Here is a 12,422-nt window from a genome sequence, read left to right as displayed (position 1 = left end):
CTTCGGTCATGTTTCAACCGCACGCAATTTCGACCGAGGGGCGCGTTTTGCCCGTTTACAGTGTGCGAGTCAACTGATTCGCCAGTAATTCGGCGAATCTGGCCGGATCCTCGAGGGCACCGCCCTCGGCTAATAGCGCAGTTCCGTACAACAATTCCGCGGTCTCGGCGACCGTCGGATCGTCGGCGCGCTCTTGGTGAGCCTTACGCAGCCCGGTGATCAGCGGATGGTCGGGATTGAGTTCCAGGATGCGCTTTCCGATCGGGATGTTCTGCCCGGAGGCCTGGTAGATGCGCGCGAGCGCGGGACTTATCCCGAAGGCGTCGGTGATCAGGCACGCCGGCGATTCGGTCAGGCGAGTGGACAGTCTGACCTCCTTGACGTGGTCGGTCAAGGTCTCTTTCAACCAGGTCAGCAGGTCGGCGAATTCTTTCTCCCGCTCCTCACGTTCGGCGTCGCTCGACTCGTCGCCGGAATCCAGGTCCACCTCGCCCTTGGCCACCGACTGCAGGGGTTTGCCGTCGAATTCGGTCACGGTGCCGACCCAGACCTCGTCGACGGGATCGGTGAGGATCAGGACCTCATAGCCCTTGGCCTTGAATGCCTCCAGATGCGGCGACTTGAGGATTTGCTGCCGCGTCTCGCCGGTGGCGTAGAAGATCTGCTCCTGCCCATCCTTCATGCGCTCGACGTATTCGGCCAGCGTGGTCGCGTCCTCCTCGCTGTGCGTCGACGCGAACGAGGAGATTTGCAGCAAGGTGTCCTGATTGTCGGCATCGGAAAGCAGGCCCTCTTTGAGAACCCGGCCGAACTGGGTCCAGAAGGTGCGATAGTCCTCGGGCCGCTCCGACTGCAGATCCTTGATCGTGGACAGGACCTTCTTGGTCAAGCGGCGACGAATCGCGTTGATCTGCCGATCCTGCTGCAGGATTTCGCGAGAAACGTTGAGCGACAAGTCTTGCGCGTCGACCACACCCTTGATGAACCGCAGGTACTCCGGCATGAGCTGGTCGCAGTCGCCCATGATGAACACCCGCTTGACGTACAGCTGCACGCCGATCTGGGCGTCCCGGTTGAACAGGTCGAAAGGCGCGTGTGACGGAATGAAAAGCAGGGCCTGGTACTCGAAGGTGCCCTCGGCCTTCATCACGATGACCTCGAGCGGGTCGTCCCAGGCGTGCGCGATGTGCTTGTAGAACTCCTTGTATTCCTCGTCGGACACTTCGTCCTTAGGCCTGGCCCACAGTGCCTTCATGGAGTTCAAGGTCTCGGTCTCGATGGTGACGACCTCTTCGCCGCCCTCCGCCCCTTCTTCCTGAGAGGGGGGAGTGCGTCGCTCGACCTCCATCCGGATGGGCCACGCGATGAAGTCGGAGTACTGCTTCACGAGGCTCCGCAGCTTCCACTCCGAGGTGTAGTCGTGGAGCTCGTCTTCGGCGTCTTCGGGTTTGAGGTGCAGGGTGACGGCCGTGCCCTGCGGGGCGTCTGGTACGGATTCGATGATGTAGGTGCCCTCGCCGGTCGACTCCCACCGGGTGGCTTCGCTTTCGCCGGCCTTGTGCGTCAGCAGCTCCACCTTGTCAGCCACCATGAATGACGAGTAGAAGCCGATACCGAACTGGCCGATCAGCTCTTCGGATGCCGCCTCGTTCTTGGCCTCCCTGAGCTGTTGGCGCAGCTCGGCGGTACCCGATTTGGCGAGGGTGCCGATCAGGCCGATGACCTCTTCGCGCGTCATGCCGATGCCGTTGTCGCGGATGGTGAGGGTGCGCGCGCCCTTGTCCACCTCGATCTCGATGTGGAGGTCAGAGGTGTCGACGTCGAGGTCCTTGTTCCGAAACGCCTCCAGCCGAAGCTTGTCGAGTGCGTCCGACGCGTTCGAGATCAACTCCCGCAGAAACGAGTCCTTGTTGGAGTAGACCGAATGGACCATCAGGTCGAGAAGTTGGCGCGCCTCGGCCTGGAACTCTAACTGCTCAACACCGGCATTCATGGGATTCAAATTTACCGAGTTGGGAATCGTTAACGTCTAGGGGTCCGGCCTGCCTACCCTGAACAGGTCAGCCCACCCGGTGAAGGGAACTCAGGTGTCTGTTGCTCAACGCGAACGTGCCGCCCTCGTCGACACCATGCGCAGCGTCGGGCCGGATGCGCCCACCCTGTGCGACGGCTGGACCACGCGAGATCTAGCCGCCCACCTTGTGATTCGTGAATATCGTGCGGATGCCGCACCCGGCATCCTGATCCCGTTCTTCGCCGCCCATACCGCCAAGGTGCAAAACGAGGTGGCCGAGCGGACCGAGTGGGATGCGCTGCTGAACAAGGTCGCGTCCGGTCCGCCGGCCTACTCGCCGCTGAAGCTGCTCGACCCGGTGGCCAATGTTGGCGAGATGTTCATCCACCACGAGGACGTGCGGCGTGCGCAGCCGAACTGGGCGCCGCGCGCCCTGGAACCGGCCCTGGCCAAAAGCCTGCGGCGCACGCTGCCGTTGATGGCCCGGATGACGCTGTCGAAAGTTCCAGGCCGGGTCGCATTGCGCACCCCGGAGGGCAAGACGGTGCTGATCGCGGGCAGTGGCCCGACCGTCACGGTAACCGGTACGGCCGAAGAGCTGCTGCTGTTCTCCGTCGGGCGCGAGGCTCGCGTCGAGTTCGACGGCGATGCGTCCGCGGTGCAGACCGTCCGCGATGCACCTAAGGGTTTGTAAACTCAAAGTCACACGCGCCACATCAGCACCGCGAAGCGCTGGACCACATCTTTTGAAATCGCGATAGCATATCCGATATCGCGTGTTAAAACCGTTATAGGCCAGTCTTTTTGGTACGGGTGCGTCAGATGTGATCGAAATCCCGTGGATTACGGACGGCCGAAGGCCTCGCGCAGATCCTTCTTGATGACTTTGCCGAACTGATTGCGCGGCAAGGCTTCAACGATGACGAGGCGCTCGGGATGTTTATAGCGGGCCAGACCCAGCGAATGACAGTGCTGCACCAGGGATTCCAATGACACGCCGTCGGCCGACGCGGGTACCACGACGGCGCACACCCGCTCCCCTGCGCTGTAGTCGGCAACTCCGATGACGGCGACATCGGCAACGGCGGGATGGGTGGCTAGCACGTTTTCAATCTCGAGGGCCGAGATGTTCTCCGCATTGCGGATGATCGCGTCCTTGATTCGGCCGGTGACGCGGACATTGCCGTCGGCGTCGATCAACCCGAGATCGCCGGTGCGCAACCAGCCGTCGCGGTCGAATGCGCCGGCGTCCAGTGCGGTGTCTGCGTAGCCGAGGAAGCATTGCGGTCCCTTGAGCCGCAATTCCCCCTCTTGCCCGACGGGCAACTCATTCTCGTGGTTGTCGACGACGCGCACGCTAACCCCCGATACCGGTGCGCCGACGGTGTAGTCGAGCACCTCGGGCGCGGCGTCGAGCGGTGGTGAGGTCGCCACGGGAAACTCGGTCATCCCCCAGGCGTTGGCGATTCCGGCCACACCGAAGGTCTCGCGGACCTGTCGCCCCAGTTCGGCGGTGATCGGTGCACCCCCTGCGATGCAACCCCGCAGTGCGCCGAAGAGTGGCGTATCGCCATGAGCCCGTTGCGCTTCCAGAAAAGCCACGAAGAACGGTGTGGCGGTGCCTAGGAACGTCGGGCGGTGTGCCGCGATAGCCAGCGGTGTCGCGGCCGGATCGAATACCTCGAAGAGCGCCAGGCGCATACCGGTCATCAGCGCGGCGGCCACCATTGCGGCCCCGCCGATATGGGCGATCGGAAAGGCGATCGGATCCACATCACCGGCGGTGATACCCATCGCACGCACCATCCCTCGCGCGCCGGCGATCACGGTGCTGTCGGTGTGACGAATTCCTTTGGGCGCCGCGGTGGTTCCCGACGAGTAGTAGATCCACTGGTTGTCGCCACCGGGCGCCGTCGCGAGTGCATCGGCGTCGGCACGCGGCAGCCGCAGCTCATCGGCCTGCGGAGCTGTTGCCAGATCGACCGAGACGACCTCGAAGCCCTGAGTCGAGGCCAACGACCGGGCTAGTGCGCCGTGATCGAATCCTCGCCAAACTTCGGGCACCACAAGGAATTCGGTGGACAGCTGCCCGGTGATGAAGCCGATCTCACGTCCCCGCAGGATCGGGATGATCGGGTTCTGCACCGCGCCGAGCCGAGCCAGCGCCGCCATGACAACCACGGTCTCGAGCGTGGTTGGCAGCTGCCAGGACACTACCGTTCCCGCGCCAATCCCACGTTCGGCGAACGCGGCCGCCGTCGCGCATGCCGCATCGTGAAGCTCGCGCGCGGTCAGGCTCCGGCCATAGTCGTCGGCGAACAACACCCGATCCGGCTGGCGCTGTGCCGCTTCGGCGATCAACGTCCAGTAGGTGACGTCCGTTCCGGTCGTCATCAGACCGACGGCAAGTCCGAGGGTGGTCGAAATCCGGAGTGCGCGATGGACACGGACACCGCGCTGCCGATTGGACCGAGGTGGTCTAAGACAACGGCTGAACCGTTGGCCACGCCGTCGTCGCTGTAGTGCGTCAGTGCGGCCAGCCCGATATGAGGTCCTTCGGGCAGTCGGCTCAGGGTGAGCGTGTAGTCCACGTTGATGAACTCCAACGCCTTCGTCCCCCAGTTGGCGATTGCCGCGGTGACGTCGGCACACAGCGCCGCGCGAGCGAACGGTGTGAGCGGCTCGTCGTCGATCAACGGCCGCATTTCATGTAGCCAGGTGTACTTCGGTCCGGTCATGTCCCACTCGGGATCGGGATTCTGGAGGTCTCCGCCCCAGCCGTAGGTCCGCAGAAACAGCGTCGGCTTGTCGCCGTCATCCTCGATGGGCAGCCGCGGCATCTGCAGGGGTTGTGACCATACCTTGCCGTCGGGCTGCGAGCCACGCCGCAGAAACAGCGCGCTCGCTCGCGCGACGGGTTCGCCACGCTGGGTGAGAAGCGCCTCGACCAGACGCAATCGCCGACGTTCGTGCTGGACCTTGGTGTGCACTTCGAACGGCTCCAGCGCAGCCGGTGCGGGCAAGTCGACCGTCAGCCGCGCGGGCTGCAACTCCGGGTCGTCGACCGTACCCTCGAGGACCGCGGCCAAGATGCCACCGACCACATGGCCGCTCATTGTCGGACCCCACCCGCCGCGTGCTACCGCCGTTGGCACGTAACGACTTTCGTCGCGCACGAAGTACGGCCCGGGCGTCGTCGAATCGACGTCATCCGGCAGGATGTTCGGTTCGGTCACCACGTGAATCTCCGCGCGACCACGGCTTTCATCAAGATTCCTCCTCTGAGGTGAGCAACAGTAGATGTTACAGTTCGTCTTCCTGGTCGCGCGACGTACGGTCGCTGTTTGAGTCAAAAGTGAACGCGCACAGCAGTATTGACTAACTCGAGAAAGCCGGTAGCCCGCTGGCTCACCCGCCGGGCGCCGAAGGCCGACTGATCAACCAAAGGCGTCGCAGGGGCAAGTCACAGCCGACTCATAGCCAGGCTATCTAGCGTCGAGTGAGTTGGGGGTCAGCATTCGATATATCCACTAATTAATACGTGGGGGGAAATAAGTATGAAATTCAAGCAACTGATAGCGGCGGGCACGCTGGCCGGCGCCTTTAGCGCGGCAGCGCTGGGCGTGGGCGCCGGTTTGGCAAATGCCGCTCCTGGTTCACCACCTTCGGCCCCGGGGGGCCATGGCGCTCCCGGGCCAGGAGGCGGCCACGCTCCGAACGGGCCAAATGATCCCGGTGGTCCCGGTGGTCCCGGCGGCCCCGGTGGTCCTGGCCCGGGTGGTCCCGGCGGTCCCGGTGGACCGGGTGGTCCCGGTGGACCGGGTGGTCCCGGTGGACCGGGTGGTCCCGGCGAACACGGCCCGGGCGGACCCGGTGGTCCTAACGGTCCCGGTGGGCCTGGTGGCCCCGGACCCGACGGCCCTGGTGGCCCTGGACACCCAGGCGGCCCCGGTTTCAATGGACCGGGCGGGCCTGGTGGCCCCGGCGGTCCGGGTGGCCCCGGCGGCCCGTGGCACGGGGATCCCCATCGGGGCTACTTCAACAACGCACCGTGGGGCGATGGGCCCGGCCCCTGGGGGCCGGGTGAGCCGCCTCGACCAATGTGGGATCGACCGCTCCCGCCGCCCGGGGGTCCGTGGAACTACGGCCCGATCAACTACTGGGGCTACCAGGAAACCCCTGTATGGGATCCCGGCTTCAACGCATGGGGCTTCTGGTTCTTCGGAGTGTGGATTCCGCTGTAAATAGCTGACCAACGACCCACCACGACGCCCGTTTCGCCGCTTGGCGAGGCGGGCGTCGTGCGATCTGCCAACGGCCTGCGCAAAAGGCGAAGTTTGCCGGGCTCGCGCAGCGCGTCCGATCGGAACGCCTTACACTTCTCGCGTGAAAACTGCGGATGATCGCCAACGTCGGCGCGCGCGTGAAATCACGATGACCATAGGAAGTTTCGTTGCCATCGTCGTCGTGGCGGTGCTGGCGACGAGCTGGGCGCCGGCGCGGGCTGCCGGTAATCGCACTATCACGTTGACGCTGGTGCGACATGCCCAGTCGGCGGCCAACGCGTCGGGATTAATCGACACCACGGTCCCGGGCCCTGAACTTTCGCCCCGAGGGTTCTGCCAGGCAGACGTGGCGGCTGGGCAATTGGCGCCCAACCATTACGACGGCGTCTACGCCTCGACCATGATCCGCACCCAGGAGACGGCCACGCCGACGTCGCAATTGCTGGGCGAACAGATCACCGTGCTGCCCGGGCTGCGCGAGATCGAGGCCGGCAAGTTCGAGGGCACACCCGAGGCCGACATCCAGCAGACCTACTTCGCCGCTCCGGCGCGTTGGCTGCAGGGTGACCGCAGCGCACGAATCCCCGGCTCGGTGGACGGCAACGAGTTCAATGGGCGGTTCACCGAAGCCGTTCAACGCATCTACGACAGCGGCGAGCAGAATCCGGTCGCGTTCTCGCACAGCGCGGCGATCATGTTCTGGGTGCTGATGAACGCGCGCAATGCCGATCCGTCGTTGTTGAAAACCAAGTCGCTGACCAACGTCGGCCACGTAGTCCTTACCGGAAACCCGTCCGACGGCTGGACTATGACCGAGTGGGACGCCGATCCCCCGCCGTGCTGATTTCCGGAACCGGCCTCAGCTCTTGATGCCGACGGTTACCACGTCGGAAACGAACCGGAGCCAGAGGGGCCGCGGGATCCGGTGCTGATCGACGACGGTGAATCCGGCGCCCTCGAAGATCGACCGCACCTCGGCCGACGACGCGTTGTGTTGCGGTTTCCACCTGTTCGTCGACACATGCAGCACCGTTTGTCGCGTGCTCAGCGCGGAGACGACCGCTAGACCGCCCGGAGCCAGTACGCGATGGAACTCCCGGAGCGCGGCCGGCTGGTCGAAGAAGTGGAAAGCCGAGGTCGTCACGACCGCGTCGAGTGAGCCGTCGTCAAAAGGCAGCTGCTCGGCCGGGCCGCGCAACCATTGCACCCGATCGGATCTGGCGCGAGCCTGGGCGAGCATGCCGTCCGACATGTCCACCCCGTAGATCGCCTCGGGGTGTAGTTCACGCTCGATACGATCACTGAGAATGCCTGTCCCACAGGCGATGTCGGCGATCTGGCGTGATTGATGGTCACGCAGTCGCGCGATCACCTCGTCGTGTGGCGGGCGGTATACCCACTGCTGCAAAGTTGGATGATCGTAGGCGGGGGCCAGTAAACTCCACACCCCGGTGATAACACTGTTGAACCCCCGGCGTCGCGGTGCGGTCATACAACATGTCTAGTGGTGCCCCGGCACTCCGGGTCCACCGGGGCCCCCGGGCCCACCCGGTCCGCCGGGACCGCCCGGGCCACCCGGTCCGCCGGGACCACCCGGCCCATTCGCGGCCGGAAGCACGAACACGCATTGGTTCAGTTCGACGCTCCAGGCCCATCCCGGCGCGCAATACGGGTCGGCCCGGCTGACCGCGGGAGCAGCGATCCAGGCCATCGGCAACCCGGCCAACACGAGAGCGAACACGCCTACCGCGCAACGCCGTAGCAATGGCGGGCGGTTGGGCAATGTCATGGTCTTGGTCATATCGGCTCTCCTCCGCGAAAACATCTGGCCAGCGGCCGGAAACATCATTGTGCGCCAGCTGAGGCGTTTGCGGTCCGGATTCGCCGGCGCCATCGTGGCGGGCCACGCCCGAAGGCGATGGCGCAACATCGCCGCTGCGCTGCGGCGCATTTCAGGGGATCCGTCAGCCGATGGCACTAAACGCTTGCAGCACATGGCAATCACTAAGTTCAGACATAGGCAAGCGGATTAGCGTGGCGTTGTGACTGATCGCCAAGAACGCGCAATGTCCTTCGGATCGATCGCTGAAGACTACGACGGGCTGCGGCCCCAGGCCCCGCCGGAGGCCGTGGGCTGGCTGGTGCCGCCCGGTTGCGGGGTTGCCGTCGACGTCGGGGCTGGCACCGGCCTATTCAGCCGCACCCTGGTCGACAAGGCGGCCGAAGTCATCGCGGTGGAGCCCGATGCACGAATGCGCAAGGTGCTGACCGAGCGGTCCCCGGAAATCCGTGCGCTCGAGGGGCGCGGCGAATCGATCCCGCTTCCGGACGCCGCCGCGGACGCGGTGTTCGTTTCGTCGGCGTGGCACTGGATGGATCACGCACGGGCCCTGCCCGAGATCGGTCGGGTGCTGCGCGACGGTGGTCGCTTCGGCCTGATCTGGACGAGTCGCGACCGCGAGGTGGACTGGGTGCGTGACCTCGGCCGGCTGCCCGGCCAGGACCTCGAAGAAGTCCAATCGGTCGATCGCTTCCGGCAGCGCCTGCACTTCGACCTTCCCGAACCGCAGATCTTTCACAACATCGAGCGCGAGATCTTCCGGTTCGTGCGGACGATGACACTCGAGGACGCCGTCGCGATGCTGGCGACTTACAGCCGCGCGATCATTGCCTCCCCGCAGGACCGCGCCCAGACGCTCGACGCGGCGCGCTCGGCGATGCAGGCACGCTTTCCGGGTGACGACGTGATCGATATCCCGATGCGCGCATGGTGCTGGCGCGCCGACCGCGTTTCGCGCGGGGCCGAGCATTGAAGGTGCACCGCGATTCCTCTGCGTCACAACGAGGCCGGGGTATGGCCGTTCACGAACGCGATGTCGGGTGCGCTATCAACACCTGCTCCATTTTGCTAGCGGAGCACGTTACGCTGAGCCGGCACCACCCCACCGATGCCCCCTGAGGTCGGATTAGGCACACCACAACTGAAGATCCGGGATCCGCAATGAAATTTGTGCTCGCAAATTATGGAACTCGGGGGGATATCGAGCCGTCAGTCGCTGTCGGCCGCGAACTGCTGCGCCGAGGGCACGACGTGCAGATGGCCGTGTCGCCGGATCTCGTTGATTTCGCCGAAGCCGCCGGGCTTTCCGCGGTCGGCTATGGGCTCGACACGCAGGAGTGGCTGGATACTTACCGCGACTTCTGGACGTCCGCCTTCCACAACGCATGGAAAGTCCCCGCTCTGATCGGGATGTGGCGCGAACTTCGCGACTCCGTCATCCGCAGCTGGGTACAGATGAGCGAAACGCTGACGCCGCTGGCCGACGGGGCCGACGTGCTGTTCACCGGCGAGAGCTTCATGGAAACCGCGGCCAATGTCGCGGAGTACTACGACCTGCCGCTGGCCACCCTGCACTACGTCCCGATCCGGGCCAACGGCCAGCTCGTCCCGATTCTGCCCGCGCCATTGGCGCGCTCGGCCATGAGCGTGTCCAACTGGCTGACATGGCGGATGACGAAACATCTCGAGGATGCGCAGCGCCGTGAATTGGGCCTGCCCAGGGCAACTCGTCCCGCCTCGCGACGCATCACCGACCGTGGATCGCTGGAAATCCAGGCCTACGACGACGCTTGCTTTCCCGGCCTGGAAGCCGAATGGGCGAAATGGAAGGGGCGGCGGCCCTTCGTCGGCGCGCTGACATTGGAATTGATGACGGATGCCGACGAGGAAGTCGCGTCCTGGATCGCCGCCGGAACGTCGCCGATCTGCTTCGGCTTCGGCAGCATGCGCGTCGAATCTCCGGCCGAGACGGTGGAAATGATCAGCGCGGCATGCGCGGAACTCGGTGAGCGGGCGTTGGTGTGCTCCGGGTGGAGCGACTTCGGCGACGTGCCGCATTTCGACAACGTCAAGGTGGTCGGCGAAGTCAACTATGCGGCAATCTTTCCCGCTTGCCGCGCGGTCGTGCACCACGGCGGCACGGGCACCACGGCCGCGGGCCTGCGCGCAGGAGTTCCCACGTTGGTCCTGTCGATGGACCTCGTTCAGACGATCTGGGGAGCTCAGATCACCCGCCTGAAGGTCGGTGCCACCCGGCGGTTTGCGAACACAACCCGCGAATCGTTGGTCGCCGATCTAGGCAAGATCCTCAGCCCGGAGTGCGTGACCCAAGCCCGCGAATTCGCGACTCGGATGAGCAAACCCGATGCGAGCGTCGCCAAAGCCGCCGACCTCCTGGAGGCATTTGCCGGCGCGCAGCGGTCTGCCTGAGGCGTGGTCAGCCCAGTTCTGCGCTCAGGTAGCTGATGGTGCGCCGAAACTCGGCCAGCAGTTCGTGATCCGGCAGCTCGAATCCGTTTTCGGCGTAGAGGTCTTCGGTGAGGTGCCGGGTGACAGTCCAGCCGGTTCCCGCCAAGTGCTCGCCGGCTTGACGCCGCTCACCGACCCACACCAGATCGGCGACGTCGAAATCGAGTCCGTGCTTTTGCCAACCGCTGCGTAATGCCCGCGCGCGCTCGTCGGTGAACACGCTCATGTCGGTTATGTTTTCGGTGGCCAGCCGACTGCCCGGCGCGCTGAGTGCGGTGATGTTGTCCAGCAGCCGGTCCTGGGCATCCGGTGGCAGATAGGGCAACAGACCCTCAGCGATCCACGCTGTCGGGGCCGCGGTGTCAAAGAAGTTGTCGCGCAAGGCGGTAGGCCAGTCATCGCGCAGGTCGACGCCGACCGCTCGGCGTTCGGCGGTCGGCTCGGCGCCGATCTGAGCCAGCGTGGTGCCCTTGAACAAGATCACGTCCGGCTGGTCCACCTCGAACACCACCGTGCCCGCGGGCCACGGCAACCGGTAGGCCCGGGCGTCGAGCCCGGCCGCCAAGATGACGGCCTGACGGATCCCACTCGCGGCTGCTGCAAGAAAGAAGTTGTCGAAAAACCTTGTGCGCACGGCCATCTGCTCGCAGCGCTGCCGTGCGGTCAGGGGTACGTCCTCGTCCAGCGGAATATCGCCGTCGAGCATGCGGGTGAAGAACGGGTGCCCCACCGCCCGGACCAACGGCTCAGCGAACCGATCGTCGAGCAGCGGATCCGGTTCACGTGACGCCAGCGCGCGAGATGCGGCCACCATCGTTGCCGTCGCTCCCACACTGGAGGCGAGATCCCAACTGTCCCCTTCGGTGCGCGCTGGGTGATCCGATGACACCGTTACCACCATCCTGAAACCGGCCGCGAGAGCAGAAAATCGATAGCAGCCACCTTAACTTGGGCCGCGTCGGAACGATCCGTTGGTAGCGAACCGACCAGAAACGACGAAGATCGCCACACACGTCGCACGCGACACTAAAGTGCTCTAAGTGAGCAGGAACGTGTTAGCCATCGGCCGGAACCGCTGGATGGCGATCGCGGCCTCGCTCGTCGTTTCTGCCGGCATGATTTACGCCCAGGGAACGAAGTCCACGAGCTACGTCGAACCCCCGACGGCAACCCCGACGGTGACCGCCGCCCCGCCCCCGAAGGACCCGGCGACCGGACTGGGTCCGCACGTCGCCACTCCCGCGGAGGCCGAGGCACTGACGGCCCTGGCCGCGGCCGCGCCTACCGGGGCGCAGAGCTTCCAATTCCCGTTACCCCCCGGCATCGCGTCGGAGGACAGGTTGCAGGTCAAGACCATCTGGGCGGCCCGTGTTATCAGCGTGCTGTTCCCGCAGATCAAGACCATCTACGGGTACCGGCAAGATCCGTTGCCGTGGCATCCCAACGGATTGGCGATCGACGTGATGATCCCGGACCATGGCAGCCCCGAAGGCATCGAACTCGGCAATCAGATCGCCGGATATGCACTGGCGAACGCGAAACGCTGGGGCATCAACCACGTGATCTGGCGGCAGAAGATCTACCCGGGCCCCAATTCGGGGGCCTGGACAGCCGACCTTGGGTCCGAAACCGCCAACCACTACGACCACGTCCACATCGCCACCGGCGGGGGCGGATATCCCAAGGGCAACGAGGTCTACTACATCGCGTCCATGACCCCTGCACCGCCGGAGTAAAGGCGTTAGCTAGCCCGCGGGGCAGAGGACAGCCGCGAATTGCGTGCCGCACCTTTACTCGATCTTGACCAGGTATT

General features: G+C 64.9%; 12 protein-coding genes. 6 read left to right on the top strand and 6 right to left on the bottom strand.

Translation table 11 applies throughout. From position 1 onward, the window contains the following. Window positions 1–55: 55 nt before the first annotated feature. Window positions 56–1,993, bottom strand: a complete 1,938-nt coding sequence (gene htpG, locus SKC41_RS21175) for a molecular chaperone HtpG (RefSeq protein ID WP_330979656.1) — start codon at window positions 1,991–1,993, stop codon at window positions 56–58. Window positions 1,994–2,087: 94 nt separating this feature from the next. On the opposite strand from htpG, the gene SKC41_RS21170 reads away from it, so the two are divergent. Further along, window positions 2,088–2,708, top strand: a complete 621-nt coding sequence (locus tag SKC41_RS21170; protein ID WP_330979655.1) for a TIGR03085 family metal-binding protein — start codon at window positions 2,088–2,090, stop codon at window positions 2,706–2,708. Window positions 2,709–2,857: 149 nt separating this feature from the next. Here SKC41_RS21170 and SKC41_RS21165 read toward each other — a convergent pair whose 3' ends face one another. Together SKC41_RS21165 and SKC41_RS21160 are read right to left on the bottom strand one after the other, a co-directional pair. Further along, window positions 2,858–4,408 carry a class I adenylate-forming enzyme family protein gene (locus tag SKC41_RS21165; protein ID WP_330979654.1) on the bottom strand — a complete coding sequence of 517 codons (1,551 nt, stop codon included), beginning with the start codon at window positions 4,406–4,408 and terminating at the stop codon, window positions 2,858–2,860. Further along, window positions 4,408–5,250, bottom strand: coding sequence for an acyl-CoA thioesterase domain-containing protein (locus SKC41_RS21160; RefSeq protein WP_442931737.1), 843 nt, complete (start codon window positions 5,248–5,250; stop codon window positions 4,408–4,410). Before SKC41_RS21160 ends, SKC41_RS21165 begins: the two co-directional genes overlap by 1 nt. Before the next feature lie 321 nt (window positions 5,251–5,571). Between SKC41_RS21160 and SKC41_RS21155 the strand changes: the two genes are divergently transcribed. Further along, window positions 5,572–6,258 (top strand): chitin-binding protein, encoded by a 687-nt coding sequence (locus tag SKC41_RS21155; RefSeq protein WP_330979653.1) that lies wholly within the window; start codon window positions 5,572–5,574, stop codon window positions 6,256–6,258. 190 nt (window positions 6,259–6,448) lie between these two features. After that, window positions 6,449–7,144 carry a histidine phosphatase family protein gene (locus tag SKC41_RS21150; protein WP_330980066.1) on the top strand — a complete coding sequence of 232 codons (696 nt, stop codon included), beginning with the start codon at window positions 6,449–6,451 and terminating at the stop codon, window positions 7,142–7,144. Between the two features lie 15 nt (window positions 7,145–7,159). Here the strand turns inward: SKC41_RS21150 and SKC41_RS21145 are convergent, their stop codons facing one another. Both SKC41_RS21145 and SKC41_RS21140 read right to left on the bottom strand, forming a co-directional pair. Continuing rightward, the gene (locus SKC41_RS21145) at window positions 7,160–7,792 is read right to left on the bottom strand and encodes a class I SAM-dependent methyltransferase (protein ID WP_330979652.1); all 633 of its coding nucleotides are present in this window, start codon (window positions 7,790–7,792) and stop codon (window positions 7,160–7,162) included. Window positions 7,793–7,801: 9 nt separating this feature from the next. Continuing rightward, window positions 7,802–8,101 carry a hypothetical protein gene (locus SKC41_RS21140; protein ID WP_330979651.1) on the bottom strand — a complete coding sequence of 100 codons (300 nt, stop codon included), beginning with the start codon at window positions 8,099–8,101 and terminating at the stop codon, window positions 7,802–7,804. 241 nt (window positions 8,102–8,342) lie between these two features. Here SKC41_RS21140 and SKC41_RS21135 point away from each other — a divergent pair, with 241 nt between their 5' ends. Together SKC41_RS21135 and SKC41_RS21130 are read left to right on the top strand one after the other, a co-directional pair. Further along, window positions 8,343–9,113 carry a class I SAM-dependent methyltransferase gene (locus SKC41_RS21135; RefSeq protein ID WP_330979650.1) on the top strand — a complete coding sequence of 257 codons (771 nt, stop codon included), beginning with the start codon at window positions 8,343–8,345 and terminating at the stop codon, window positions 9,111–9,113. Window positions 9,114–9,301: 188 nt separating this feature from the next. Further along, window positions 9,302–10,570, top strand: a complete 1,269-nt coding sequence (locus tag SKC41_RS21130) for a glycosyltransferase (protein WP_330979649.1) — start codon at window positions 9,302–9,304, stop codon at window positions 10,568–10,570. 7 nt (window positions 10,571–10,577) lie between these two features. Here the strand turns inward: SKC41_RS21130 and SKC41_RS21125 are convergent, their stop codons facing one another. Next, a complete protein-coding gene (locus SKC41_RS21125; RefSeq protein WP_330979648.1) occupies window positions 10,578–11,498 on the bottom strand; it encodes a class I SAM-dependent methyltransferase in 921 nt (306 codons plus the stop codon). Window positions 11,499–11,688: 190 nt separating this feature from the next. Between SKC41_RS21125 and SKC41_RS21120 the strand changes: the two genes are divergently transcribed. Then, complete coding sequence (locus SKC41_RS21120; protein ID WP_330980065.1) at window positions 11,689–12,345, top strand: glycoside hydrolase; 657 nt, start codon at window positions 11,689–11,691, stop codon at window positions 12,343–12,345. Window positions 12,346–12,422 lie beyond the last annotated feature (77 nt).

It is taken from the genome of Mycobacterium sp. 050128, from assembly GCF_036409155.1.
In the GTDB taxonomy this organism is placed as follows: domain Bacteria; phylum Actinomycetota; class Actinomycetes; order Mycobacteriales; family Mycobacteriaceae; genus Mycobacterium.
This window is presented reverse-complemented; position numbering and strand designations above follow the sequence as displayed.